This window comes from Paraburkholderia terrae, assembly GCF_002902925.1.
Classification (GTDB): Bacteria; Pseudomonadota; Gammaproteobacteria; order Burkholderiales; family Burkholderiaceae; genus Paraburkholderia; species Paraburkholderia terrae.
The window spans coordinates 1875486-1901869 of the sequence record NZ_CP026113.1; the positions used below are offsets into that span (position 1 = coordinate 1875486).

Below are 26384 nucleotides of genomic sequence, written 5' to 3' on the forward strand. Positions count from 1 at the left end.
CTCTTTTTATTATTAAAAATCGCGAAAAAAGGTCTCCCCCACGCGCTTTAAGGCGAATGAAAGAATTGCAATAAACAGACGAAAACAGGCCTCAGCCCAATTCGCTGATATTTACATTTTTAGAACGTGAACTAGAGAAAAAATTACGGCATGACAACGCCGCGTGGCGGACGCCACGCGCACAGACTCGCAGGGCTGACCACGCGCGCGATAGTAATTTGATGCGCCCGCTTGAATGACTGTCAGCTTACGATGGACGGTAGATTAGTTGGGCAAACGTCAGCGTGTCAACTTCCATTACAAAATATTTCTCGAATATTTCTACTATGCATGATGAATAAAATCGATTCGGAACGAACTCTCATCTTTGAATTTATTTCGCATAGGTGGACATACGGGTTTTCCATAAAAGACATAAGCGATTCTCGTCTTATTTCCTGAATCCACTAATTCGTCGAAATAGCCATTAAAGAAATGCATTCCAACGAAGGGCATGCAAATCAATTGATCAGTAACGCCATTCAAACGGCAATGCCCGCTGACGTTTCGGAGCGCCGTTCGCGAATGGCTCGCATGCTATATTTATCCGACGATTACATCGGACCACGATGTGAACAGGTTTTCATCCATCCGCCAATCTGCTGTCGTGGGGCGCGGCTTCACCCCGATGCTCGCGCTCGTCGTCGCGGTGCTTTGCGGGGCGTGTGTGCTCGCCACCGCTGCCTTGTGGGCACGTCACGAAGATCAGGCCGCCATTCGTGAACGCGAAAGCCTGATCGCCAGCGACATGGTCGAATCCATCGACCGCATTCTCGACAACGTCACGTCACGCCGGCAGCAAGAACTGTCGACACTGCCAGGACAGCCCTGCTCCGACGTCGAGCTTCGCCTCTCCGAACTGGAGACCTACGTTCAGTACGTGCGCAGCGTGAACCTCGTCGAGAACCAGCGGCTTTATTGCTCTTCGGTGATCGGACGTGTCGACGTTCCGCTTTCCGCCTATCTGACGCCCGCGCCTGCCGGCAGCACGCTAGAACTGATTGCAGGCACGCCGTATCAACCGCAATCACCCGTGATGCCGCTGTATGTTCCAACGGGCAAGAACACCGGCCTGCTCTACGTCGTCGAGGCCACGTATCTGGCCGATACGCTCGCGCACGGCGTACGCTACGAAGCGGGCCAGGTGGTGCTCGTCGTATCGAACGCGCAAGCATTGAACGACCGTGGCGAGATGATTTCCGCCGACAGCGCCGCCGCATTGCACGGCACGCGCGCGTCGTCGGCACGCTGGTCGTTCTCGATCGTCGTGGCAGCCGCGCCGACGTTCGTCACGCAAACACACTGGAAATACGGCTTGCTCGCAGGTGCCGGGGCCATCCTCATGAATCTGCTTATCGGCGCTGGATACCTGATCGTCTTTGCGCCGCGCCGCCTGCTGCTTTCAGCCGTACGCCGCGCGCTCAGGCATGGGCAATTGCATATCGCGTATCAACCCGTGGTCGAGATCGCTACGCGCCGCGTGACGGGCGTCGAGGCGCTGATACGCTGGACGCATCCGAAATGGGGCCCCGTGAGCCCCGGTGCGTTCATGACGGAAGTGGAAAACAGCAGTCTGCTGGCGAGCGTCACCCGCTTTGCGCTGCAACGCGCGACACAGGACATCGCGCAAAAGACAGACATCCGCCCATTGCGCGTCGCCGTCAACATTGCGCCAATGGATCTGGAGCGCAAGGAATTCGTCGCAGACGTACTAGCCGCAAACGACAAGCTTCCCGACGACATCACGCTCGTGCTCGAAGTCACCGAACGCTTTCTGCTGCAGAAGCATCCACGCATCGAGGCGATCTTCAACAGCCTGAAGGCGCACGGCGTTCAATTCGCGATCGACGATTTCGGCACGCAGCACAGCAACCTCGATCTGCTCGGCCGCTTCCCGTTCGACTACGTGAAAATCGATGGCCAGTTCGTGCGGCAAGTCGACCGGCAAGGCCGCGAACTGATACGCGCGATTGCCGCCGTGTCGAAGCACTATGGGATGGAAGTCGTTGCCGAAGGCGTCGAAACGGAATCGCAGCACGAAGCGCTGCGCAGCCTGGGCATCCCGTTCGGTCAAGGCTATTTCTACCAGCGCCCTGTGCCCATTTCTCAACTCTTCGTCGATACCAGCCGCAACCCGCTCACGACGAAAACACGCGTCACGCCGTGAGCATGTCAGGCGTAACGCGTGCGCTTCACGTTCAAAGGCCGAGGTCGCTCAAGCTGGGGTGATCGTCGGGACGACGGCCCAGGGGCCAATGGAACTTGCGCTCCGACTCCTTGATCGGCATGTCGTTGATGCACGCAAAGCGGCGTTGCATCAGACCGTCTTCGCCGAATTCCCAGTTCTCGTTGCCGTACGAACGGAACCAATTGCCCGCGTCATCACGCCATTCATACGCGTAGCGCACCGCGATGCGATTGCCGCCGAACGCCCACAACTCCTTGATCAGCCGATACTCGAATTCCTTGCGCCATTTGCGCTCCAGAAACGCCTGCGCCTCGGCGCGATTGTTTGCGAACTCCGCGCGGTTGCGCCACTTCGTATCGAGCGAATAGGCAAGCGCGACTTTCGCCGCATCGCGCGAGTTCCAGCCGTCTTCCGCGAGGCGCACTTTCTCTTTGGCCGTTTCCAGCGTGAACGGAGGAAGCGGCGGACGAATTTCCTGTTGTTGCGTAGACATGTCGACTCTCCTTTTACGAGGTCAGTTGCCGTGCTTTGGTTCGTGCAGGACTGAGGAAATCAGAACGGCTTGGTCGGCAGATACTTGCCGTTGAGCGTGATGATTGCGCGCTCGCCGCCTTCGGGGTCCGGCACCTTCTGAATATCGAGCTTGAAGTTGATCGCGCTGATGATGCCGTCGCCGAACTGCTCGTGAACCAGCGCCTTCAACGTCGTGCCGTACACCTGCACCATTTCGTAGAAGCGGTAGATGGTCGGATCGGTCGGCACGCCTCCGGGAATGCTGCCACGCACGGGAATGGTCTGCAGCAGACGGACCGCGTCGTCGTCGAGTCCGAGACGCTCGGCAACCAGTTTCGCCGCCTTCTCAGGCAGTGCGTGCTGGCCGAGCAGCGCGGCCGTCGTGTACGCGACGCTCAGGCCCGTGCCTTCGTTGATCGCTTCGAACGTCAGGTTCTTGCGCGTCTTGGCATCGATGATGGTTTCGGTCAGGGCTTCGCGTGCGTACTGGGTGGTTTGCGATTGGGTCATGGTGTTGCTCCTTGGATGAGTGAAGCTGGGAATAACGACGAGGCGAAAATCAAAACGCTGCGACACATTCCTCACGCGTCGCGTTGACATCCGGATGCGCGGCCAGCGAAACGAACTGACGTGTCGTGCTGTCGAGTGCATCGATAGAACCGGATTCGATGTCATAGACCCAGCCATGCAGCTTCAGGCGGCCTTGCGCGAGCGCCAGCGCCACGGACGGATGAGTCTTGAGATTGTTGAGTTGCGCGATCACGTTCTCACGCACCATCGAGTCGATGCGTTCGCGCTCGCTTGCATGATCACGCGATTCGTTGACGAGCTTCGCCGAATCGGCGTAGCGCAGCCAGTTTGCGACGGCGGGCATGTGATCGAGGCACTTGCACGTTGCAACCGCCGTCATCGCACCGCAATCCGAATGGCCGCAGATCACGACGTCGGTGACGCCTAGCGCGGCCACCGCATATTCGACCGTGGCCGACACGCCGCCCGGCTCCGGCCCGAACGAAGGCACGATGTTGCCGGCATTGCGGATCACGAACAGGTCGCCCGGTTCGCGTTGCGTGACCAGTTCGGGCACCATCCGGCTGTCCGAACACGAAATGAACAGGGTCCGCGGTGTCTGGCTGGTAGCCAGCTTGCGGAACAACTCTTTGCGCGCCGGAAAGACGTCGCGCTGAAATTTCAGAAAACCGTCGATGATCTCTTGCATGATTCGCTCCATTCAGTCGCTCAGTGCGTTGGGTTGCGTTGCGCTGCGTTGAACAAAGAATGGACGCGATCAGCCATAGTGTCCAAGACCGGTTTATGATTGTGGCTATAGGCATAACCAATAGTTACTCGACAGAGGCAGGCATGCTGCTACGCCATATCCGTTATTTTCTGGCCGTTGCAGAACACCGCAATTTCACGCGCGCCGCTGAGGCGCTGCACGTGTCGCAGCCCACGCTGTCGCAACAGATCAGGCAACTGGAAGACACGCTGCGCACGCAGTTGCTCGACCGCTCGGGCCGAACCGTGCAACTGACGGATGCGGGCGTGGCATGGATGCGCTATGCAAAGCTCGCGCTACAGGATCTCGATGCGGGCGTGAGAGCCATTCACGATGTCGGCGAGCTGAGCAGCGGCAATCTGCGTCTTGCTGTCACGCCGACGTTCACGGCGTATCTGGTGGGGCCTGTCATCGATCGCTTCTATGCGTCGCATCCGGGCATCGCGATCGAGATTCAGGAAATGACGCAGGACCAGATCGAAGCGCAACTCGCCGATGGCAAGCTCGATGCCGGCATCGCGTTCGAGCCGGTGTACGCAGCGGAAATCGAAAGCCAGCCGCTGTTTCAGGAGACGCTGAGCCTCGTGGTCGGCGGCGGCCATGCGCGCGCGTCGCGTCGCAAGGCGCTTTCCGCGCAGGACTTCGCGAAAGAGCCGCTGGTGCTGCTGAACAAGGCATTCGCGACGCGCCGCTATATCGACGAGTATTGCGCGCGGCATCGCGTTCGCCCGCAGGTTGCCATCGAGGTGAATTCGATCAGCGCGATCGTCGAGATCGTGCGACACGGCCAGCTTGCGACCGTGCTGCCCGACGGCATCGCGCGCGAGCATGCCGAACTGCGGCCGGTGCCGCTCGATCCGCCGCTGCCCGCGCGCACGGCTGCGCTGCTGCAGCGTAAGGACGCGTATCGCACGGCGGCGAGCAAGGCGTTCGTGCAGGTGTTGATGGAGAGTCTGAAGCGCTGAGAGCGCCTGATAAAACGCTACGTGTCGATCTCTTCGCCCTGCGCATCGCGCGCAGCGATCTTTAACTGGCGAAGCTTGTGATACAGCGTCTTCTTTGGCATGCCGAGTGCCTCGCTCGCTTCCGCCACGTTGCCGTGATGACGCCGCAGCATGTCCTCGATCAGCCTGCGCTCGAAGTACGCAAGCTGATCGGCGAGCGTGCCGCCCTTGACTGTTGTGCTACCGCCTTCGGCCAGCAGGCTATCGCCCGTGAGACCGAGCACGAAGCGGTCAGCGACGTTCTGCAATTCGCGCACGTTGCCGGGCCACGCGTGCGTCATCAGTTCCGAAACCTGCGACGCCGAAACAACGGGCGCCGGTTGTCCAAAGCGGCGCGCGGCCGCCAGCACGAAATGCTCGAACAGCAACGGCACGTCTTCGCGACGCTCGCGCAACGGCGGCAGTTCGATCTGCGCGACGTTGAGCCGGTACAGCAGGTCCGAGCGAAAGCGCCCATCGGCGGAAAGCGCCGTCAGATCGGCCTTGGAAGCGGCGATCACCCGGCAATCGACGGAGATCGACTCGTTCGCCCCGAGCCGCTCCAGCGTGCGTTCCTGCAGCACGCGCAGCATCTTGATCTGCAGCGCGACGGGCATGGTTTCGATTTCGTCGAGAAAGAGCGTGCCGCCGTGCGCCCATTCGATCTTGCCGACACGCTTCTTGATCGCGCCCGTGAACGCACCCGCTTCGTGTCCGAACAACTCGCTTTCGAAAATCTGTTCCGGCAGGCCGCCGCAGTTGAGTGCGACGAAGTGCTTGTCACGCCGTCCGCCAAAGTCGTGCAGGCTGCGCGCGATCAGTTCCTTGCCTGTGCCCGTCTCGCCCGTGATCAGCACCGACACCGACGTGTCGGCGAGCCGCAAAATCTTCTTGCGCACTTCGGCTATCGCCGGCGACTTGCCGAGCACCAGCGCCTCGATGCCTTGCCAGTTGTCGAGCGCCGCCCGCAAACCCTGCACTTCGAGCGTGAGGCGCCGCTTCTCGACCGCGCGCGCGACGCGCCCCGCGATATGGTCGGACGAAAAAGGCTTCTCGATGAAGTCGTACGCGCCCACCTGCATCGCGCCCACGGCCGTCGAGATGTCGGCATGCCCGCTGATCAGCACGACGGGGATCTGCGAATCAATCGCCATCACCTTGTCGAGCAGTTGCAATCCGTCGATGCCCGGCATCCGCACATCCGACACGATCACAAGCGGCGCACCCGGCGCGACTTCAGCCAGCGCCTGCGCCGCCGATTCGAACGCGCTGACGGGAAAGCCCGCCAACGCCACGGCTTGCTCGACGCCGAAGCGGACGTTCTCATCGTCCTCGACGACGAGCACGCGAATGTCATCTCCCATGAACCACCCTCTGCGACGTGGCCGCCGCGAATTCGATAGTGAATTGTGCGCCGCCGTCCGCGCCGCTGTCTGCAAGATTCGCAGCGGAGATCTTCGCGCCGAAACCTTCGACGATGCGCGACGAGATGGCGAGCCCCAGGCCTAAGCCTTGCCCGCGCGGCTTGGTCGTCACGAACGGCTCGAACAGATGCGCGAGCACGTCGGGCGCGATGCCGGGACCGCTGTCGGCGATCGTGAACAGCACGCGCTCGCGCGCGTCGGGATCGGCGGCGGCAATCGTGATCACGCGCTTCGATTCGTTGCGCACGGCGTCGAGCGCATTGCCCAGCAGATTGACGATCACCTGCTGCAACTGACTCGATTCCGCCCAGACCGTCGTGCCCGCCGGGATCTTCACGTCGAGCCGCACGCCTTCGTCGCGGATGCGCGCCTCGTAGATCAGCCGCGCGTGCGCGACGGCTTCACTCAGCGACACCGCAACCCGCTCGACATCCGGCTTGCGCGCGAAGGTCTTCAACTCGCCCGTCAACACGGCCATGCTGTCGACGAGTTTCGCCACGCGCTCCAGATTCGCCACCGCCTGCGCGGGCTGATTGCGCTCGAAGAACGTGCGCGCGTTGTCGCACAGCGTGCGGATCGCGACGAGCGGCTGGTTCAACTCATGCGTGAGGCCCGCGGCCATCTGCCCGAGCACGGCGAGCTTGCCCGCATGCACGACTTCCTGCTGCGAGTCGCGCAGACGCTGCTCGGTCCGCTTGCGCTCGACGATCTCCTGCTTCATCCGCTCATTGGTTTCGACGAGCGCCGCCGTGCGTTGCGCGACAGTCATCTCCAGCCTGTCGTTCGCCAGGCGCAACGCGTCCTGCGCCTTTAGCTTTTCGGCAATCGTGCGGCGCCGCTGGGTCGCGTACAACGCATACAGCCCGGCGATCAGAAACGCGCCCGTCACAAACGCGAGCGCAATCTGCTGCTGACGCCGCGCGGCGGCAACGTCGAGCAGCACCATGATCGAGTCGCCCGCTTGCGGCGCGCTCCGCGACATCACGAGAAACTGCGTGGTGTGACCCGCGCGCCGCCAGTCGGGAAAGCGCCCGAGCCACGCCGTGCCGTCCCAATCGGTGACCCGGCGATACAGCAACGCGTCGACGTTGCGGCCCGCGTATTGCCGCGAAGCCTGGATATCGCGCTGCTGCTGCGCGGTGATCGGGCGGAACGCGGTGAACTTCCACGCGGGCACCGTCGAGATGACGATCACACCATTGCTGTCGATCACCATCGCCGCTTCGCCAGGCGTGCGCCATGCCGCCTCGAGCGCATCGACGCTCAGCTTCACGGCCGCCGCGCCGATCGGCTTGCCTGCGTCGCGCACGGCGCTCGAAAAGTACAGGCCCGGCATGCCCGTGTTCGTGCCGATGCCGAAGAAGCGCCCCGCGCCGTGCGCGAGCGCGTCCTTGAAGTACGGCCGATAGGAAACATTGGTGCCGACGAAGCTGAACGACTGGTTCCAGTTGCTCGCGGCGATCACCTCGCCTTGCAGGTCGATCACGTCGACGGCGAGACTGCCTGCGTCGTTGCTGACGGCTTCGAGATACGTGTTGACTTCGTGCAGCAGTTCCGGCGAAGCGCGCGAGCCCGCGCCCAGCAGCGCGCGCACGCTATCTTGCCGCGCGACGATGGCGGGCATCATCTCGAAGCGGCCCAGCTCGCTTTTCAGGCTGGCGGCGTATAGGTCCAGCCGATGCGCGCCGACTTGCGCGAGCGCATCGATTGCGCGGTCCCACGCAAATTCGACGGCCGCGGCCGCCGCGCCGAGATACAGCGCGCCAGCAGCGGCCCATGCCCACAACGGTATGCCTCTTATTCTCACGCGCACATTCAACCTCATCGATGCCCGACGCCGGATGCCGGCTTGCGCTGGACTCGCGCACGGCACCTTATACGAAAACGGGCGGCGCAAGCTGATCGCGCCGCCCGCCGCCGCGCCGCATCGGGCGCGGACGCGTCAGCCGAAATGCGCGAGCAGGATCAGCGTCAGCGTCACCACGATCGCGCCGCCGATGCGCGTGGCGATCTGCGCGAACGGCATCAGCGTCATGCGGTTCGCCGCCGTCAGGATCGCGACGTCGCCCGTGCCGCCCTGGCCGCTGTGGCAGGCGTTCACGATCGCGGTGTCGATAGGGTACATCTTCAGGAAGCGCCCAACCACAAAGCCCGTGCCCATCAGCGTCGCAACCGTCACGACGATGGTCACGATGTTGGCGATCGTGAACGCGGCGATCAGCTTGTCCCACGGCGTCATCGCAACGCCGATCGCGAACAGCAGCGGATACGTGACGGCCGTCGAGAAGAACTTGTAGACGACGAACGCGCCTTCCTGCAACTGCGGCGACACCGCGCGCGCGAGCTTCACGAGCACCGCGAGGAACAGCATCGCGACGGGCGCAGGCAGACCGAACAGATTGCGGCACATCAAGCCGAGCAGGTAGAGCGTGATCGCGGTGATGCCGGCGGCGGCAATGTGCGTGACGTCGATATGACCGGTGATTTCTTCCTTCACGGGGTCCATTTCATCCTTCTCGCCGACCTGCAGACGCCCGTTGCCCGTCAGATGCGGAAGGCGCTTGCCGAGCATGTCGAGTGCGCCGGCCAGCACGATCGCCGTCAGGCTGCCGAGCATCACGGGCGGCAGCACCTGCGCGAACAGCTCGCCCTGCGGCAGATGCATGATTTCCGAATAGCCGATGGACAGCGGAATCGCTCCCTCGCCGACGCCGCCCGCCATGATGGGCACGACGATATACAGCAGCGTATGGCGCACGCCGAGTCCGAACATCGCGCCGACCGCCGTGCCGACGATGGCGGCCGCAATCGAACCGATCGCCAGCGGCACGAAGATCTTGATGAACCCCTGAATCAGCACGCGCCGATCCATGCTCAAAATGCTGCCGACGATGATCGACGCGATGAACAGGTACAGGAAGTTCGTCTGCTTGGTGAACTCCGTCGTCAGGTTGAGGACGGGCTTCGGCAGCAGGTGGTAGTACGTGAGCGCCGACGGCACGAAGGTCGCGCAGATCGCGGCAGCACCGATGTTGCGCAGGATGGGCAGACGCTTGCCCAGCTCGGCGCAGGTGAAGCCGAAGAACGCCAGCACGGCGATCGCCATCGAAATTTCGCCGGGCACCTTGCCGGTTACGGCGAAGCCCGTGATCAGCGCCAGCAGGATGAAGTAGACGGGCAACGGAATGATGCCGATCCGGTATTCCATCAGCTTCCACCAGCCTTCCGGCCAGAAGCGTGTTTTGGCGACGGGTTGCTGCGCGGGCGCCGGCTGCGAAGGGCCGTGGGCGTGAGAAGTGGTTTGCAAAGCATGTCTCCTTGATCTGGATGCGCGGGTGGCATCGCTTGTCTATGGCCGTGGCCAGTGGACGCCTATATCGCAAGGGCTATGCCAGTTTTTCGCCAAGGAGAGAATCTGTAATCCATTGATTTTTATAAGATTTTTTGGCTCACAAAATGGCCGCAGACGGTGCCGTTCTGAGACCTCAGAATCGGTACGGATGCGCAGGCTGAGAGTTCAGCCATTCGCCAGAATCGCGGCCTCGCTCGATCGGGGAAAACCATGCAGGACACATGGCAGTTCCAGATCCCTTTTGCCTGGGAGATTCGGGGAGCTTGCTCCGCCGGCGTCGCCGCTGCTGACGACCTGTCCCGTACCGAGTGGCAGAACAGTGCGACCATACGGAAGCAAAAGGCGCTGGCAAGCCCCGCTTGCAGGCGCTTCGGCTTTGACGAACCGCTACTGCACACTCTGCAAATCAGCAATCGTCGCGGCCAGGAAGCGCGCCGCCTCGCCGCCAGTGACGACGCGGTGATCGAAAGTCAGGCTGAGCGGCAAGATCCTGTGAACAGCAGGTACGCCGTCTGCCGCCACGACCTGCTCATGGATGCGCCCCGCGCCGAGTATCGCAACCGTCGGCGGCACGACAATGGGGGCCGCGTATTTCCCCGCGATCATCCCGAAGTTCGACAGCGTGATCGTGTTGCCGCGCATTTCCTCCGGTGGAATCTTGCGCGCGCGGATGTCGGCGCGCATCCGGTCGAGACCGCCGCGCAGATCCGCTGCATCGCGATGCGCGACGTTGCGCAACACCGGGACGAAGAGCCCGTCAGGCAGATCGACGGCGATGCCGAGATCGATCTTCTCCAGCACGTGGCGCCGCCCCGTATGCCCGTCGAACCACGCGTTCAGCCCCGGCTCCGCGCGGCAGCCCGCGACCAGCGCGCGTATCAGCCGGATCGTGACGTCGGTGTGCGGCGGCCATGCGTGGATGTCGGCATCGTCGATCACGGTGGCCGCGGCGACTTCGCTCTGCGCGCGCGCCATGTTCTGTGCCATCGCACGCCGCACGCCGCGCAGCACTTCAGGCGGCCCGAGTTCGCCGAGTATCTTCGCGACGCGCTGCACGTCCGCCGCCGTGATGACGCCTTCCGGTCCCGATGGCGTCACCATCGACAGATCGACGTCCAGCTTGCGCGCAAGCGCCCGCGCCGCGGGAATCGCCTTGATCACACCACCCGCGCCCATGCCCGTGCCGAGCGCTGCGGGCGTTTCATGCACGACGTGCTGGCCGACTTCCATATGGCCGACCACGGTGCCCGCATCGGCATCGCCGCCCTCGCCTTCGAACGCGACGAGCGGTGCGCCCAGATGCACGATGTCGCCCGTCTGACCGAACAGCTTCGCGATGCGGCCCGATTGCGGCGACGGAATATCGACGATCGCCTTCGCCGTTTCGACCGACAGCAGCGGTTGATCCGCGCTCACCTCGTCGCCGCTCTTGACGTGCCACTCGACGATCTCCGCTTCCTGCAAGCCCTCGCCGAGGTCGGGCAGTTTGAAGATTTTCATGGCTTCACGACGCCTCCAGAGCTTGCCTGACCGCGGCGACGATGCGCGCGGCGCTGGGCATGTATTGATTCTCGAGCCGGTACAGCGGCACGACGACGTCGTAGCCCGTCACGCGCTGCACGGGCGCCAGCAGCGAGTAAAGCCCGCGCTCGGCGATGTTGGCGGCGATCTCCGCGCCTACGCCGCCCGTGCGCGAGCCCTCGTGGACGATCACACAGCGGCCCGTCTTCGCCACCGACGCCAGTATCGTGTTCATGTCGATCGGCTTGAGCGTCGTCACGTCAATCACTTCGGCCATCACGCCGTCCTGCGCCAGCAGATCGGCGGCCGCCTGCGCATCCTGCACCGCGCCGCCCCAGCTCACCAGCGTGACATCGGAACCGTCGCGCAACGTGAAGCAGGTGTCGAGCGGCAACGCTTCGCCGTTGTCATCCACCGTCTGCCGGAACAGACGATACAGGCGCGTCGGCTCGAAGAAGATCACTGGATCGGGGTCGCGAATCGCGGCAAGCAGCAGACCGTAGGCGCGCGCGGGCGACGATGGCGTGACGACGCGCAAGCCGGGAATGTGTGCGAACAGCGCCTCGGGACTTTCGGAATGATGCTCAGGTGCGTGTATGCCTGCGCCGCACGGCGCGCGGATCACGAGCGGGCATGAGAGGCGTCCGCGCGTCCGGTGCCTCAGACGCGACGCGTGGTTGAGCACGTGATCGATCGTCGGATACAGGAACCCGCTGAACTGGATCTCGGCGACGGGTTTCAGGCCCATTGCCGCCATGCCGATTGCCGTGCCCGCAATCGCCGTTTCGGCAAGCGGCGTATCGATTACGCGCTGCGCGCCGAAGCGCGCCTGCAATCCGGCCGTCGCGCGAAACACGCCGCCGTTCACGCCGATGTCTTCGCCGAGCAGCACGACGGCGGAATCGTGCTCGAGTTCGTAGGCCATCGCCTGATTGAGCGCGTCCACCATGTTGAGATCAGCCATGGCCGTTCTCCTGACGGCTCGCCGCAGCGGGCGCGAAGCGCTGCGCGTTCTCCCGTTGCTCGCGCAGCGCGTGCGGCAGCGTTTCGTACAGGTGATCGAACATCGCGGCAGTCTCGGGCGACGCAACGGCGAGATAGGCTTCGACCGCCTGTTCGACCTGTTCATGACATGTCTTGCCGAGTTGCTCGTCCTGCGCCTTGTCCCAGACGTTCATGCGCATCAGATACGTGCGCAGACGCAGCAGCGGTTCGTGTTCCCACTGCTTGCGGATCAGTTCGGAATCGCGATAGCGCGTTGCGTCGTCGGCTGTCGTGTGGTCGCCCAGGCGATAGCTGAGCGCCTCGACAAGCGTCGGGCCGTCGCCGCGCCGCGCTTTCGCCAGCGCCGCATGCATCACCTGATGCACGGCGATCACGTCATTGCCGTCGACCTGCAGCCCGTCGATGCCCGCAGCGATCGCTTTCTGCGCAAGCGTCTGCGCCGCGCTCTGCGAGCTGCGCGGCACCGAGATCGCCCACTGGTTGTTATTGATGACGAGTACGAGCGGTGCCTGCCAGACACCCGCCATGTTCATAGCCTCGTAGAAATCGCCCTTCGATGTGCTGCCGTCGCCGAAGATCGCAACGGCGACGCGCGGCTCGCCGCGCAGTCTGAACGCGTAGGCCGCGCCGGCGGCATGACACACCTGTGTGCCGATCGGCACACAGTTCGGAAAGTCGTGGCGCGGCACGGCGAAGTCGCTGCCGCGCTCGTCGCCTCCCCAATACAGCAGGCTTTCCGTCATCGTGACGCCGCGCAGCAATTGCGCCGCGTGATCGCGATACGAAGGAAACAGGACGTCGTCGGCCCGCATCGCACTGGCGACGCCCACGCCGATCGCCTCCTGTCCCACCGACGAAGCAAACGTACCGAGCTTACCTGTACGTTGCAGTGCAACCGCTTTGGTGTCGAACGCGCGGGTGAGGACCATCGCGCGATAGAGGGGAATCAGCGCCGCCGTCTCCCGCGCGAAGGCGGGCAACGACTGGACGGGGACGCCGTCGGGGCCGAGGTATTGCGTGTACCCGATGTGGAAACTGGCAGCCGTGGTCATGACCGCCTCCTTGTTCTTTCAGATGTCGAATACGTGCAGGCGTTCGCGCGCGACGCGCAAGTGCTCACGCTCATGCCTGATCAGCAAACTCTATGCTTGGACATGGGAAACACGCAGATGGTGCTGGCTTTCGGCGTTGACGTTTACACGGGATAATCACGCAACGTGCGGCCGCGTTGTCGCGATGCAATAAACGCGTCGACGAGCGCGGCACAATACGTTTATATGCCGCGTTCACGGCGTCAACAGTCGTCGCCCCGGCGTGTCATCCGTCGAAGCCGCGCGTGATGATCGCTGCAACGGGATCTCTCCCCCGCCTGGAACAGCGAGGCTAAATCCACTATCGTTTCAGTTGAGGTGTAATGCACACGCGCGTGATCGCCGTGCGAGATGTCTCGCCCGATTCCGCCGGCGACGATCGCAAGACCGAAGGTGTCCTCTGGAGGAGGGCACGGGCTGTGCGGCGCTGCTGGCTTGTTAGCGTCGACGGACTGCACGCTCGATGCGTGTACGGTCGGTCGATCACGAATGGAGGTGTCTCATGGACACTAAAGGGCTGCTCGTCAGGTTGGAAGTCAAAACCGGCAAGGACGACGCCATGGCGGAAGACGTCCTGCGCTCGGCCCTCGCGATGGGCCGCGCGGAAGCCGCAACAACCACGTGGTTCGCGATCAGATTCGGGCGATCGGAGTACGGCATCTTCGACGTGTTCCCAGACGATGTCGCCCGCGAGGCGCATCTGTCGGGGCCGGTTACACAAGCACTGCTGGATGCCGACGGCAGCGTTTTTGCCGCGGCGCCGCTGATTCAGGAGTTCGACGTCCTGGCCGGCAAGTTGCCTGCAACAACATCGGCCGAGTCCGTCACGAAGGCGCTGCTCCTCACGTTCAAGCCAAAGGCTGGCCATGAGACACAGGTCGCGCAGTTCCTTCGCGACGCGCAAGCGCTCGTGGAGCAGGAACCCAAGACCATTGCCTGGTTTGCCATCCGCCTCGACGATGGCCACTTCGGCATCTTTGACGTCTTCCCCGACAACGGAGCGCGGTTTGCGCACTTGACGGGTCATGTTCCCCGGGAACTCGCCAAGCACTCGCTGTCATTGCTGGGCAGCGTGCCGGATATCGGAATGCTCGACGTGGTCGACACAAAATGGGCCGACCGGTCTATGGGATTGCGCTGAACGTTCAAGCGACGGCGAATGAGCTTCAGTGCGTTATTTCGCATTTGACCATTGCGAACGCTGGTCGAAAACCGGCACTAAACGATGGCGTTGTGGGATTGAGCCGTCGACCTGCCGACTTTCGATACCCGCGTCGCACCTGAGCAGAATCGCGAGTGACGAGCCGGCAAGGGAGGGACGATGCCGCCGCAAGTGATATCTCGCGCGCGCGTCAGACGCACCGCGATCACCGTTGCAACGGGCATCGTCTGCCTGGTTGTTATCGGGCGCGTCACGCGTGTCCTGGTCGACTGGCTGTGGTTCTCTTCGGTTGGACATGTCGGCGTTTTCTGGACAATTCTTGACGCCAGGGTCCTCCTGTTCGTCGCCGTGTTCGCCGCCTCGGCAGTCACCATCGGGGTATCCGGGTTTCTTGCGCATCGTTATGCGAGACGCTTCGGTCCCATCCATGCAGGACCGGTTTCTTCGACGGCCGCGCTTGAAGTCATCGACGAACTGGCCAATGAAGTCGCACCTCGTATTCCATGGCGCTACGCCATCGCCGGCGTCGCCGTCCTGCTCGCGCTGTTGATCGCAGCCGGCGAAGTCTCGAACTGGGACATCGTGCTTCGCTTCCTTTATCAAGTGCCGTTTGGGGAATGCGATCCTGTCTTTGGCAAGGACATCGGCTTCTATCTTTTCTCACTGCCCGTCTACGTGGCGCTCAAGAATTGGCTGCTGCAAGTGCTTTTTGGCAGCGCAGTCGTTGCGGGAGCCGTCTATGGGCTGCGTGGCGACCTGGCGACCGGGAAGCCGCCGCACGTTCTCTCACGAGCCGCCGCCACGCATGGTTCTGCACTGCTCGGGCTGTTCTTCCTGGTTAAGGCCGGGTCCTACTGGCTCGACCGTTTTCTGCTGCTCTACGGCGACAACGGTGTCGTGGTCGGTGCCAGCTATACCGACGTCCACGTCGAGTTGCCGGTATTGTGGCTGCTCATCGGTCTTGCCATCGGCGCATCCGTCGTTTCGTGGGCCAACATGCGCTGGCGGAGCTATCGTATTCCCGCTGTCACAGTGCTACTGGTGTTCGGCAGTTCGGTTGTGTTCGCCGTCATCTACCCGGCGATGTTCCAGCGGTTCTATGTCAAGCCGAGCGAGCTGAGGCTGGAGACGCCTTACATCGAACACAATATCGCGCTGACCCGAAAGGCCTATGGCCTCGCGCAAATTGCGGTCAGGCCATTCGCTGCCCAGCAGGGACTGAATCTGGCCTCGCTGCAGTCCAATCGCGCGACCATCGAAAACATTCGCCTATGGGATCTGCAGCCGTTGATGGATACCTATGCACAGTTGCAGGAAATCAGGACCTACTACCGATTTCTCTCCGTGGATATCGACCGCTACTGGCTCGACGCCGGTTACAGGCAGGTGATGCTCTCTGCGCGCGAACTCGACACGGCAATGCTTCCGGCTAATGCGCAGACCTGGGTGAACCTGCACCTCCTGTTCACGCACGGCAATGGTGTCGTCATGTCGCCCGTCACCGAGAAATCCGCGGAGGGTTTGCCGTCGCTCTACCTGCAGGACATTCCACCTGTCTCCAACGGCGGCCCGGCCATTCGCGAGCCGCGCCTCTATTTCGGTCAAGGCGTTCAAGGCTACGTCATCGTAATGGGCAGCGTACCGGAATTCGACTACCCTCAAGGAAAGGAAAACGTCTACGCGGCTTATAGCGGGCGCGACGGAATCGGCATCGGCAGTACCGCACGACGCATCCTCTTCGCGTGGCAACTCGGTGACCCCAACATTCTGCTAACCAGCTATATCACGGACAAAAGCCGGATCTTGCTTCACCGTAATATCGAGGAACGGGTCCGAACGGTCGCGCCGTTCCTCGAGTTCGATCACGACCCGTATCTTGTCGTGAGCGGCGGCCGCCTGTTCTGGATACTGGATGCCTATACCACGAGCCGCTGGTTCCCGTACTCCCAGCCTGCCACTGGTGACGGCACGAACTACATCCGGAATGCGGTAAAGGTAGTAGTGGATGCGTATAACGGCACGGTCGAGTTCTTTGTCAGTGATCCTGTCGATCCAATCTTACGGACTTACCAGCGCATTTTCCCAGGCCTGTTCAGGCCTCTCGATGCAATGCCACAAGACCTGCGTCAGCATATCCGCTATCCCGAAGATCTCTTTCTGATCCAGGCGCAACTCTATCGCACCTACCATATGGAGGCGCCGGAAGTCTTCTACAACCGCGAGGACCTCTGGCAGTTCCCACGGGAACTCGCCGGCATCGATGCCGGCAACACGCCCGGCGCGCAAATGACGCCGTACTACATGATCATGCGATTGCCCGGCGAGCAGCGCGCCGAGTTCGTGCTCCTGCTGCCGATGGTGCCCAGTCAGCGTGAAAACATGATTGCGTGGCTCGCGGCACGTTGCGATCCGTCCGAGTACGGCAAGCTCATCGTCTACACGTTCCCGAAGGACAAGCTGGTCTACGGACCATTCCAGATCGAGGCGCGCATCCAGCAAAATACCGAGATCTCACAACAGATTTCACTATGGAACCAGATGGGCTCGCGTGTCATCCGCGGCCATCTCGTGGTGGTGCCGATCGAGAATTCGATTCTCTACGTTTCGCCGCTCTACCTGCGCGCAGCGTCCGGGCAGTTGCCGGAGTTGAAGCGGGTTATCGCCGCGTATGGTGAGCGTGTCGTGATGCAGGAGACCCTGGCGCAAGCCCTTGCAGCCCTCTTCGAGGAAACGTCCCCTGCCATATCGAAGTCGTCAGGCACAGCTGACGCGCGTGCCCGCGAGGCGCTCGCGCACTATAACCGCGCGCTCGAACGGCTAAAAGCAGGAGACTGGAGCGGCTTCGGCCTGGAACTCGATGCTCTTCGGCCACTTCTAGAATCGCTGGACAACGGGCGTCCGCAGAATAAAAAGTGACCAGAGAGAATTTCCGGGCGTGCGCAAGCGACGAGGATGAATCGAGGCGCGGCGCAATCGCAGCGCCCTGTCCTGCTTCAGATACCTCACCTGCTGATTACATAAGGAATCCGTATTTTAAGGTGAAAGCCCGGCCCCCTTATCGCGGCACAGTCTTGCATGCTGCCATGCACGGTGGCGGGCGCCACGGACTCGTTCAAGTGGAGTATCAGCAAGACGCGTGTAAACTCGCGAATACGGTTCGGATATGGACTGGATAACTGCCGATTGCAACTCCCCAGGCTACTGCGGTACTTTTCCGACAAGGTTGTTGGTGGGTATTTTGGCTGTCCAGCCCCGCTCAGGAGGGGAGGATGCAACTGCGAATGACGATGAGTTGCCCGATTTGCGCGGGCGTGCTCTCAGGGCTGCTCGCACTGCTTTGCGCCGACTCGACAGTCGTGGCGAAGCGGGATCGCGCGCAGTGGTCGCCTCCCTTGCAACAGTCACCAAGGTACGTCCACGTTACGCCACCCGATGTCCCCGTCCTGGTCCAGCGTGTGGATTTTGTTCTCGACCAGGCGGCCCAGGCTGAAGCAGATGCGAAAAAGAAGCGCAAAGCTGACCAACACCACGCCGTAGCACCCGCGACGAAGCCGAATGCAAAGGCGGCTTCCGTACCTGCCGCGTCCGAACCAAAGCCATCAGGGGCCGTCGCGTCAGCACCGTCTGCTGCCCCACTTGCGCCTGCGTCTTCCGCTGTTGGGGCCGCGCCAGCACCCGCAGGGCAGCAGCAGGGAAAACCGGGTGAATCCGCGAACGCAAGCGCCGCAGCAATGGCCAACCCCATCGCCCTGGGCAACGCACCGCACCCGGGCAGCGGCCGCCCTCTGCCACTGACCAGAGACCAGCTGATTGCGTTGATGCCGGGCGCCACCATGCTGAGAACGAATACGGCAGGCGCCCTGCGAGAATGGGTCAACGTCCCCAACGGGACACTGACTGTCTACTGGGGGGGCGGTGGTTTTGCCCAGTCGCACAGCGCAAGCGGCAAGTGGAGCGTAACCAATGATGGCCGCTTTTGCCTCCAGATCGATTGGGAAGACAAGCCTGAAAACTGGTGCCGCTTTCTGGAGTCAACGTCCAAAAAAGGCACGTATCAACCGATCCCGGACATCGCAGACGATAAATGGACTCCGCCGACGGATCAGACCGATTGGCGCCCGCTAACCATTCGCCACTAGTCCATTCGAACCGCACGCTTTCATACGCGGGCATTCAGGAACCGGCCGCTGACGGGACTTGCGTCATTCCTCCCGGCGGCGGCTCGCGGTGCGGGTTGATCAGCATTCGCCTTTTTTCGCGTGGCCCGGCGGACAGTGACCGTGCCCGTGATGGTGGTGATGCTCCTCCCATTCGTCGCGGTCCCAATAGCGGTGTCCATCCCAGTAACGCTCCCCGTGCCATCCGGGCGACACGACGACCACCGGCGCCGGCGCAACCACGACGGGCGGCGGTACGCCAATATTGATGCCAACCCCAACGTCGGCGGCATTCGCAAGTCCTGACGCCCCGATTCCAATACCCGCTAGCGCAGCGGCAATGAAGAGATGTTTCATCTTATCCCCCGAAAAAGTAGCAACAAGTTGCTGGTCGGCCCACTCACACGTAGCCGTCATAGTTCAATCTCACGCAGTGTGCAGCGTTGTCATGTCCGCTTCAACGCGAACTTGTAACGGTTTGCTCTACTGATAGCGAGGGCATTATCCAATGCACATCAGAATGGCCAGAACAGGAAGCGGCGGTGATGTCGCGCGCGGACCGTGCGAGGCGGGCGCGTTTCCGGGCCGAGCTGAGCCCGGGAATCGATGACTCGCGCGCGCAGCGCCATGTCGTAAAATGCGCCCACCATCGGCAACGCGCTGTGGGCCCCCTCACCCCAATAGTCGTTGCCGAGCGTCACACGCGCATCGTCGAAACCAACCCACGCGCCAGCGACCAGTTGCGGATGCATCAGGATGAACCAGCTATCGGTGTTGCCCTGCGTCGTGCCCGTCTTGCCGGCCACGTCGGCGCGAATCCCGAAGCGGGTTCGGATGTCCGAGCCGGTGCCCCGGCTGACGACGTCGCGCATCACGTCGACGAGCGTTTGCGCTGCGCTCGCCGGTAGCGCCGCTTCTGGCGATGCACTCGGGAATTCTGCCAGCACCTTGCCGTTGTGATCCTCGATACGCGTGACCATGCGCGGTTCGATATAGGCGCCGCGATTTGCGATCGTGCAATACGCCGAGACCATTTCTTTCAGTGTGACCGGGCTCGTGCCCAGCGCGAGCGACGGCACCGCTTCGAGCGGACTTTCGCGCACACCCATCGCGCGCGCGAGCCGCACGACCTTCTCGGGGCCTTCCCTTTGCATAAGCTGAGCGGTGACGCGGTTGCGCGAATACGCGAGTGCGTCGCGCAGCGTCATGGGTCCGCCAGTGGGCGGTTCCGCGTCGGTCGGCCGCCAGATCGCATGTCCGCTTAGCGGAATGGCGACGTTCCGGTCGACGATCGTATCGCCCGGCCGCGCGCCGTCCGCAAAGGCCGCGCCGTAGACGAACGGCTTGAACGTCGAGCCCGGCTGGCGCCGCGCCTGCTGCACGTGATCGAACGGCTCGTCAGCGAAATCGCGACTGCCGACCCATGCTTTGATGTCTCCGTTGCGTGGATCGATGGCGACAAAGCCTGCCTGGATCTGCGCCTTGCTCCGGCACAGCGCACGGACGAACGTGGGGTCCGTGGCGAGCTTCCTGAGCGCGGCCTGATCCGATTGACCCGCGTCGCGCGCGGCGCGGTAGTCGGGTGTCTGCCGGATGAACGTCTGGAACAGATCGTTGCCCGGCCAACAGCCCGTGCGCTCGTTCCATGTGTCGTTCGCGATAGATTGCAACTGGTTCGTCTGCCAGTTCATCGCCTGCGTCGCCATTGCCTGCAGACGGGAATCGATGGTCGTGCGCACGACGAGCCCGTCGGCATAGATGTTGTAGCCGTTGCGATCGGCCCATCCGATCAGCCACTTGCGCAATTGCACCGCAAAATGCGGTGCGGGTCCCGGCGATACGGTCTGGAGTTCGAAATCGACGTTCAGCGGTTGACGCTTCAACCATTCATACTCGCCGGGCTTGAGCCTCCCGTACCTGCTCATCTGCCCGAGCACGGTGTTGCGCCGCTGCAATGCACGCTCGGGATTGAGCACGGGGTTGTAGGTGCTGTTGGCCTTCAGCATGCCGACCAGCGTCGCACTTTCAAGGATGTCGAGCTGGGCCGCCGATTTGCTGAAATAGGTGCGCGCGGCCATTTCCACGCCGTATGCGTTATACAGGAACGGCACCGTGTTCAGGTACGTCTCGAGGATCTGGTCCTTGCTGTAGACGGCTTCGATCTTGAACGCCGTGATGGCTTCCTTAACCTTGCGCGCGAGCGTCGGCGCACGGCCGATTTCGTCGGGATACAGATTGCGCGCGAGTTGCTGCGTGATCGTCGAGCCGCCTTGCCGGTCACCGGAGAACGTATGCAGCGCGGCCGACGCGGTGCGCTTCAAGTCGATGCCGTGATGCTCGTAGAAGCGACGGTCTTCGGTCGCGATCAAGGCATCCACCATGTACGGCGAAATCTGCTTGAGCGACACCCATTCGCGATTGACCGGCTTGAAGTCCGCGAGCAGTTTGCCGTCGGCGGACACGATCAACGCTGGGCGGTCGATACGGACTTTGCGGATGTCGCCGATGCCTGGTGTGAAAGGCACGAGCGCGAGCACGTACAGCAGGAACAGCGCTGGCACTGCCCCGAGTGCCAGCGCGACACCCCGTCGCGTCGGGTGACGCAGGCCTCGCAGCGCGGCAATGAAGACGAGCCTGGCTTTCGTTCTGCTGGTAGCGGCCAGCGGTTCTATGCGGGCGAGCCACCTTGTGCAATGTTCACGAAACAAGGACAAATATCGGCGATTCACGGTGACGGCACGCAGGCGGAAAAGGCGGGATCGTACCAAAACGCATGGACGCTTCTGCCGTCAAAACAGGGCTGCCGCCCGCGCCATTAACAGACGATTACATTTGTTTCGAGTGGACGACGTTCGCCTGTGTGTTCGCCGGCTTTGCCCTGGCCGTTTGCGTAGGATCGGGGCGCCGACGGCAATGGCCGCTTCGTGATATCACCGAACTTGAATAGTGCGTGCGTCATCACTCTCCGCCGCGTTGTTCAGCCGCAGTGCGTCGCTGAAAATCAGATGCACGTTTTGTCCGGGTGAACGTCGTCTCTGTCCATTGAGGGGAACGCCCCTCAGGCTCTAAATTGGTGTCACCAAACCCACCGGGCGCTTGCGAGAAACAAGGCTACCTCGCGCGCCCGCCCCCGAACATACCGCCAGCGGAGCGGCATGTTCGGGCGGCTCTAGAGGAGACACCGCCATGGCCCATCAGATAACCCTCCGTTTTGAGGACGGAGTGACCCGCTTCATCGAATGCGAGGAGAGCGAGCGCGTCACCGATGCCGCCATTCGCGCCAGGATCAATATTCCACTCGATTGCCGTGATGGTGTGTGCGGCACCTGCAAGGCGATCTGCGAGTCCGGCGAGTACGTTCTGGGCGACTGCGTCGAAGACGCGCTTAGCCCGGAGGAGGCGAGCGCCCGCAAGGTCCTCACCTGCCAGATGAGCCCACGTTCCGACTGCGTGATCCAGCTCGCCACGAACTCCGATGTCTCGGGTACGGGCCCGTCCTCCCACAGTGGACGGATCGTCGCCTGCCAACGAGCGTCGGACACCACGATCGCCTTCTCGGTCGAACTCGAGAACCGCGCAGATCTCAGCTTCCTTCCTGGGCAGTATGTCAACATCCGGGTGCCCGGCACCGATCAGACACGGTCCTACTCCTTTAGCTCCGGACCATCCGAGCCGCACCTGTCCTTCCTTGTGCGCAATGTCCGTCAAGGGATGATGTCGACCTGGCTGTGCGAAACCGCCGAGGCAGGCGACCCAATCGAGTTTCGCGGCCCGATGGGAAGCTTCTACCTGCGCCCCATTGAACGGCCGGTGCTGTTTCTGGCGGGTGGCACGGGTCTCGCGCCGTTCCTCTCGATGCTGGACAAGATCGTCGAAGACGGCGGCAGCCCGTATCCGATCCACATGATCCTGGGTGTGAACAGCGATGCTGATCTGGTTGGCATCGACCGGCTCGATATCTATGCGCAGCGGCTGCCGAACTTCACCTATGCCTGCACCGTCGCCAGCCCCGACAGCGCCTATCCCAACAAGGGCTATGTGACCCACCACATCAGCGCCTCCCAGCTCAATGGCGGCGATGCGGACGTCTACCTCTGCGGCCCGCCGCCGATGGTCGATGCGGTACGCAGCTTTCTCTCGTCCGAAGGGCTGACGCCGCGCAATTTCTACTACGAGAAGTTCGCCGGCACCGGCCTGGTGGTCCAGACCGGCGAGGAGCGCATCGCTCCTGTCGATGTCGATGAAGCCTTCGACCTGCGCATGGTTCTCGAACTGGGGGCAGCCCAGTTGACCATGGGCCGGCTGTCGAGCGAGCAATTGATCATCTTCCGCCAGCTCGCCGAGGCGACGGCGCAGTTCGTGTCCGGGCGGCGCTTTACCGATGTTCCTCGCTACATCGAGGCAAACCACGCTTTCCACATGTTCACGATCGAAGCTTCCGGAAACGCCCAACTGATCGCGCTCTACCGGCAACTGACCGTGCAGGACTACATCGCTCGCGCGCTGACCGACCAGATCGAGATCGTCGGCGATATCGTCCAGCAGCACCGGGACATCGTCGCTGCCTTCGAACTGGGCGACCTGAACGCGGCGCGAGACGTGATCGCGCTGCATGCGCTCCATTCCAGGGCCACGATGAGCCGGGCGCTGGAGCATATGGCGATGGGCAAGACGGCACCCGTGGTCGCAGCGCCCCCCTCTCTCCCGTCTGCTGTGCCGGAGAGCGCGCCGCAGGTCTGCCCGTTCACGTCCAGGACCCTTCCGTCCTATTCACACGAACTGGACTGGCCCGATGGGCTGGAGCCATTCAAGGTGGTCGACGACGGCTCGCAAGGCGACCCCTACGAGCACTACCGCTGGATGCGGGAGCATGCGCCGGTGCTGCGTTGCCAGTCGGCGACTTCGGATGTGTGGTTCCTCTCCCGCTATGACGACGTCTACCAGGCAATCCGCAACCCGAAGCTGTTTTCCTCCGAGGTCGTCAGCCCGCCACCGCTGACGTTCCTGACGCTGTTCGATGCGCCCGACCATTCGCGGTTGCGCAAGGTCGTCCAGCCGTCCTTCCTGCCGCTGGCGCTCGATCCTTTTATCGGGCAGATCGCGCAAAGGGCGGAGGATCTGCTCGATGCGATGATTGCCAAAGGCGGCGGTGATGTCGTCAACGATTTCGCCATCCCGCTCAGCATCTCGACCATCTCCACGATGATCGAGGTGCCGAACGAGGATGAGGAGAAGATGAAGTTCTGGTCGGACGAGACCTTTAGCTACTTCGGGCGCCTCGCCCGCAATGCGCCGGGGACGGGCACCGACGAGCAGAGCGCGCAGGCTTTCTTCGCTTACCTGAAGCAGGCGCTGGAGCGGCTTGCTCTCACCGACAGCCCGTCGATCGGCGGGCATATCGCGCGCATGTGGAAGGACGGGCTGCTTTCGGAAAAGGAAGCGAAGGAGCTGTGCGCCTTCGTCTTCATCGCCGGGCACGACACGACGACTATCCTTGTCGCCAACGCTTTTCGCATGTTCGCCGAACAGCCGGATCTGCTGGGACGTATCCGCGAAAACCCCGCCGATGCTGACCGTTTTGTCGAAGAGGTGGCGCGCTATCGTGGAACGGTCCAGCGCGTGAGCCGCATCACCACCGAGCCGACCACCGTCGCTGGCGTTGATCTGCCCAAGGGCGCGGTGGTGCGATTGCTGCTGTCGGCTGCGAATCGCGACAGCCGCAAGTTTGCCGGGGGTGAGACGTTCGACATCGACCGCGACTCCAGCGGCCACCTGGGTTTCGGCAACGGCATGCACAAATGCCTTGGCGCGCCGCTCGCCAAGCTGGAGACACTGATCGCGACGAAGGTTCTGGCCCGCAAGGTCGGCGACATAGCGTTCGATCCGGCAAGGCCGATCCAGTATGTGCGCGGCAACAATCTGACCAACTCCGGGCCCGAGCATATGTTCGTGAAGATCGGTGGCTTATCGGCCTGAATCGGATGACGGGGGCGGGGTCGAGTCAGCCCGCTCTCCCCTTGTCGGGCGGCAAGGATCGATCGTGAGCCGCAGAGCGGTATTCCGTTGGCCGGAGTCCCGTCTGCTTGCGAAAGAAACGACCGAAATAGGCCTCGTCCTGAAACCCCAGTTCACTCGCGATCTGTTTCACGCTGAGCGTCGAATAACCGAGCAGCCGCTTGGCCTCATGGATCGAGCGTGCATCGATTGCCTCGATTGCCGAGACCCCGAAGGTGGCGCGGCAGATGCGGGAGAGCTGGCCGGTCGACACGCCCATCTCGTCGGCATAGCTGGCGACCGGCCGCCGCTCACGGCAATGGCGGTCAAGAAGCGCGCGGAACCGCTCGATCCGCGCGGCCATTGTCCGATGCTCGGAACTGGCCGAAAGCCGGGCGCTCTCGCTGAGGCGCCCGATCTTGACGAACAGCGCGATCGTCAGTGCTGCGCCTGCGGTGAACTGCCAGCGCTCGTGGCTCTCGGCCTCGTGCCCGATCGACTGAAACAGGGTGTCCAGAGGCGTGCCGCGCTCGACGTCGCGATCGACCGACAGCACCGTCGGCGTGCGGATGAATTCCAGCAACTCGGGCGCGGCCGTCATCGCCAGCGATTCCAGCGCAGACTGCGCGGCGGTGATGACGTGACCGTCGATGTCGCTCCGGAAGTGAAAGCCGTGGACCGAGCGCGCTGGCACGACGATCAGACATGGCGGTTCGACCGCCCAGGTCTTGCCATCGATAAAGGTTTCGCCGCCCCCGGCGGTGACGTAGAGCACCTGGATCAGCGCATCGTGGACGTGCGGCTTGATGTCGAAGTCGAAACGGCCGGCACGCAGGGGAATGCGTTCGTAATGCACCATGTCGACCCAGGACTGGTCGGCTTCCGCGCCATAGAGCGCGAAATGCAGAACGGTCCGGCGGCGCTGTTGGTCATGGGCCATGATGCACGTTATGTCCTGCTATATGTGATCTCTAACCATTGTTTCACAGGCGCTTGAGGCGTTCAACGTACCGCTGTGACGCGTCGCTTCTGCCTCAACTCTCGCGTGAGTTAAACATTTCATTGTGTGGGTCCCACTCATTCGCCACGCAGCGTCACGGTTTCATCGGCAGGGCTTTAGCGACGAACCTCAGGATCGTCAGACGGGATCGTTACTGTCGCATTGTGCTAACCGCCCGGCGGGTGCATGCTTGGTTTGGCCAGTGTGGTAGTACGCACATGACGGAACGCCTTCGCGATGCCACCTGTTGGCGTGGCGTTACAGAACACATCGAGCCTTGTCCATGATCACCCTCACCTGTTCCGAACTCGGGCTGTTACAACAAAGGCTCTGCGAGCGCCGTCGTGAGCTGCTGGCGACGCTGCGCGGCGAATACGGTGATCTCGCTGGAGCACGGCCGCCCGAAGAACTGGGCCCCGAGTCGCATCCCGACGAGACCGCATCGCGCAAAGCGAGCGATCAGTTGCGCACTGCGCTCGCGCGGCACGAATTCGACGAACTGCAGCAGATCGACGCGGCGCTGGCTCGCGTCGCCGACGGCCGCTACGGGGCATGCGTCGATTGCGGCGACCCGATCGGTTATGAGCGCCTTGTCGCCGCGCCCTACACGGCCCGCTGCGTTTCATGCCAGACGGCATTCGAACAGCACCGCCCCATCCGTCAATAGGAAACACAT

At 62.5% G+C, this 26384-nt stretch carries 19 protein-coding genes and 1 riboswitch; of the genes, 7 read left to right on the forward strand and 12 right to left on the reverse strand.

Features of this window, described 5'->3' with window-relative positions:
* The first annotated feature begins 610 nt into the window (after positions 1-610).
* Positions 611-2206: an EAL domain-containing protein gene (locus tag C2L65_RS38140; protein ID WP_233446639.1), complete on the forward strand. Its 1596-nt coding sequence runs from the start codon at positions 611-613 to the stop codon at positions 2204-2206.
* A gap of 31 nt (positions 2207-2237) precedes the next feature.
* On the opposite strand, the gene C2L65_RS38145 is transcribed toward C2L65_RS38140, so the two are convergent.
* From C2L65_RS38145 to C2L65_RS38155, 3 genes are read right to left on the reverse strand one after another with little or no spacing between them, the layout of a single operon-like run.
* Complete coding sequence (locus tag C2L65_RS38145; protein ID WP_042305552.1) at positions 2238-2720, reverse strand: nuclear transport factor 2 family protein; 483 nt, start codon at positions 2718-2720, stop codon at positions 2238-2240.
* Positions 2721-2779: 59 nt separating this feature from the next.
* Positions 2780-3250 carry a cyanase gene (gene cynS, locus C2L65_RS38150; RefSeq protein WP_042305551.1) on the reverse strand — a complete coding sequence of 157 codons (471 nt, stop codon included), beginning with the start codon at positions 3248-3250 and terminating at the stop codon, positions 2780-2782.
* 49 nt (positions 3251-3299) lie between these two features.
* Positions 3300-3959 carry a carbonic anhydrase gene (locus C2L65_RS38155; RefSeq protein ID WP_042305562.1) on the reverse strand — a complete coding sequence of 220 codons (660 nt, stop codon included), beginning with the start codon at positions 3957-3959 and terminating at the stop codon, positions 3300-3302.
* A 143-nt stretch (positions 3960-4102) separates the two neighbouring features.
* Here C2L65_RS38155 and cynR point away from each other — a divergent pair, with 143 nt between their 5' ends.
* Complete coding sequence (cynR, locus tag C2L65_RS38160) at positions 4103-4984, forward strand: transcriptional regulator CynR (protein ID WP_042305550.1); 882 nt, start codon at positions 4103-4105, stop codon at positions 4982-4984.
* Positions 4985-5001: 17 nt separating this feature from the next.
* Here cynR and C2L65_RS38165 read toward each other — a convergent pair whose 3' ends face one another.
* From C2L65_RS38165 to pdhA, 6 genes are all read right to left on the reverse strand, one after another.
* Positions 5002-6366 carry a sigma-54-dependent transcriptional regulator gene (locus C2L65_RS38165; protein WP_042305549.1) on the reverse strand — a complete coding sequence of 455 codons (1365 nt, stop codon included), beginning with the start codon at positions 6364-6366 and terminating at the stop codon, positions 5002-5004.
* Positions 6356-8251 carry a sensor histidine kinase gene (locus tag C2L65_RS38170; RefSeq protein WP_042305548.1) on the reverse strand — a complete coding sequence of 632 codons (1896 nt, stop codon included), beginning with the start codon at positions 8249-8251 and terminating at the stop codon, positions 6356-6358. The genes C2L65_RS38165 and C2L65_RS38170 overlap by 11 nt, the downstream gene beginning before the upstream one ends.
* Positions 8252-8368: 117 nt before the next feature.
* Positions 8369-9733, reverse strand: coding sequence for a 2-hydroxycarboxylate transporter family protein (locus C2L65_RS38175; RefSeq protein ID WP_042305547.1), 1365 nt, complete (start codon positions 9731-9733; stop codon positions 8369-8371).
* A 265-nt stretch (positions 9734-9998) separates the two neighbouring features.
* A riboswitch (glycine riboswitch) is annotated at positions 9999-10090 on the reverse strand.
* 75 nt (positions 10091-10165) lie between these two features.
* Positions 10166-11278, reverse strand: coding sequence for a dihydrolipoamide acetyltransferase family protein (locus C2L65_RS38180; protein WP_042305546.1), 1113 nt, complete (start codon positions 11276-11278; stop codon positions 10166-10168).
* A 4-nt stretch (positions 11279-11282) separates the two neighbouring features.
* On the reverse strand, positions 11283-12263 hold the full coding sequence (locus C2L65_RS38185; protein ID WP_042305545.1) for an alpha-ketoacid dehydrogenase subunit beta: 981 nt from the start codon (positions 12261-12263) through the stop codon (positions 11283-11285).
* Positions 12256-13356, reverse strand: a complete 1101-nt coding sequence (gene pdhA / locus C2L65_RS38190; protein ID WP_042305544.1) for a pyruvate dehydrogenase (acetyl-transferring) E1 component subunit alpha — start codon at positions 13354-13356, stop codon at positions 12256-12258. Before pdhA ends, C2L65_RS38185 begins: the two co-directional genes overlap by 8 nt.
* A 541-nt stretch (positions 13357-13897) precedes the next feature.
* Here pdhA and C2L65_RS38195 point away from each other — a divergent pair.
* From C2L65_RS38195 to C2L65_RS38205, 3 genes are all read left to right on the forward strand, one after another.
* On the forward strand, positions 13898-14536 hold the full coding sequence (locus C2L65_RS38195) for a putative quinol monooxygenase (RefSeq protein ID WP_042305543.1): 639 nt from the start codon (positions 13898-13900) through the stop codon (positions 14534-14536).
* 180 nt (positions 14537-14716) lie between these two features.
* The gene (locus tag C2L65_RS38200) at positions 14717-17473 is read left to right on the forward strand and encodes a UPF0182 family membrane protein (protein ID WP_042305542.1); all 2757 of its coding nucleotides are present in this window, start codon (positions 14717-14719) and stop codon (positions 17471-17473) included.
* Between the two features lie 815 nt (positions 17474-18288).
* On the forward strand, positions 18289-18696 hold the full coding sequence (locus C2L65_RS38205; protein ID WP_042305541.1) for a DUF995 domain-containing protein: 408 nt from the start codon (positions 18289-18291) through the stop codon (positions 18694-18696).
* A 99-nt stretch (positions 18697-18795) separates the two neighbouring features.
* Here C2L65_RS38205 and C2L65_RS38210 read toward each other — a convergent pair whose 3' ends face one another.
* Entirely contained in the window at positions 18796-19071 is a 276-nt protein-coding gene (locus C2L65_RS38210) for a hypothetical protein (protein ID WP_174485037.1), read from the reverse strand.
* Between the two features lie 158 nt (positions 19072-19229).
* The gene (locus tag C2L65_RS38215; RefSeq protein WP_042305539.1) at positions 19230-21443 is read right to left on the reverse strand and encodes a penicillin-binding protein 1A; all 2214 of its coding nucleotides are present in this window, start codon (positions 21441-21443) and stop codon (positions 19230-19232) included.
* A 457-nt stretch (positions 21444-21900) separates the two neighbouring features.
* Here C2L65_RS38215 and benC point away from each other — a divergent pair, with 457 nt between their 5' ends.
* The gene (benC, locus tag C2L65_RS38220) at positions 21901-24690 is read left to right on the forward strand and encodes a benzoate 1,2-dioxygenase electron transfer component BenC (protein WP_042305538.1); all 2790 of its coding nucleotides are present in this window, start codon (positions 21901-21903) and stop codon (positions 24688-24690) included.
* A 25-nt stretch (positions 24691-24715) separates the two neighbouring features.
* On the opposite strand, the gene C2L65_RS38225 is transcribed toward benC, so the two are convergent.
* The gene (locus C2L65_RS38225) at positions 24716-25648 is read right to left on the reverse strand and encodes a helix-turn-helix domain-containing protein (RefSeq protein WP_042305537.1); all 933 of its coding nucleotides are present in this window, start codon (positions 25646-25648) and stop codon (positions 24716-24718) included.
* Between the two features lie 343 nt (positions 25649-25991).
* Here C2L65_RS38225 and C2L65_RS38230 point away from each other — a divergent pair, with 343 nt between their 5' ends.
* Complete coding sequence (locus C2L65_RS38230) at positions 25992-26375, forward strand: TraR/DksA family transcriptional regulator (protein WP_042305536.1); 384 nt, start codon at positions 25992-25994, stop codon at positions 26373-26375.
* Positions 26376-26384: the final 9 nt, after the last annotated feature.

Excerpts from the sequence above, each read along its gene's own strand:
- C2L65_RS38145 (WP_042305552.1), bottom strand. The coding sequence starts at position 2,720 with ATGTCTACGCAACAACAGGAAATTCGTCCGCCGCTTCCTCCGTTCACG.
- cynS (WP_042305551.1), bottom strand. The coding sequence starts at position 3,250 with ATGACCCAATCGCAAACCACCCAGTACGCACGCGAAGCCCTGACCGAA.
- C2L65_RS38155 (WP_042305562.1), bottom strand. The coding sequence starts at position 3,959 with ATGCAAGAGATCATCGACGGTTTTCTGAAATTTCAGCGCGACGTCTTT.
- cynR (WP_042305550.1), top strand. The coding sequence starts at position 4,103 with ATGCTGCTACGCCATATCCGTTATTTTCTGGCCGTTGCAGAACACCGC.
- C2L65_RS38165 (WP_042305549.1), bottom strand. The coding sequence starts at position 6,366 with ATGGGAGATGACATTCGCGTGCTCGTCGTCGAGGACGATGAGAACGTC.
- C2L65_RS38170 (WP_042305548.1), bottom strand. The coding sequence starts at position 8,251 with ATGAGGTTGAATGTGCGCGTGAGAATAAGAGGCATACCGTTGTGGGCA.
- C2L65_RS38180 (WP_042305546.1), bottom strand. The coding sequence starts at position 11,278 with ATGAAAATCTTCAAACTGCCCGACCTCGGCGAGGGCTTGCAGGAAGCG.
- C2L65_RS38185 (WP_042305545.1), bottom strand. The coding sequence starts at position 12,263 with ATGGCTGATCTCAACATGGTGGACGCGCTCAATCAGGCGATGGCCTAC.
- pdhA (WP_042305544.1), bottom strand. The coding sequence starts at position 13,356 with ATGACCACGGCTGCCAGTTTCCACATCGGGTACACGCAATACCTCGGC.
- C2L65_RS38195 (WP_042305543.1), top strand. The coding sequence starts at position 13,898 with ATGGACACTAAAGGGCTGCTCGTCAGGTTGGAAGTCAAAACCGGCAAG.
- C2L65_RS38200 (WP_042305542.1), top strand. The coding sequence starts at position 14,717 with ATGCCGCCGCAAGTGATATCTCGCGCGCGCGTCAGACGCACCGCGATC.
- C2L65_RS38205 (WP_042305541.1), top strand. The coding sequence starts at position 18,289 with ATGGCCAACCCCATCGCCCTGGGCAACGCACCGCACCCGGGCAGCGGC.
- C2L65_RS38210 (WP_174485037.1), bottom strand. The coding sequence starts at position 19,071 with ATGAAACATCTCTTCATTGCCGCTGCGCTAGCGGGTATTGGAATCGGG.
- benC (WP_042305538.1), top strand. The coding sequence starts at position 21,901 with ATGGCCCATCAGATAACCCTCCGTTTTGAGGACGGAGTGACCCGCTTC.
- C2L65_RS38225 (WP_042305537.1), bottom strand. The coding sequence starts at position 25,648 with ATGGCCCATGACCAACAGCGCCGCCGGACCGTTCTGCATTTCGCGCTC.
- C2L65_RS38230 (WP_042305536.1), top strand. The coding sequence starts at position 25,992 with ATGATCACCCTCACCTGTTCCGAACTCGGGCTGTTACAACAAAGGCTC.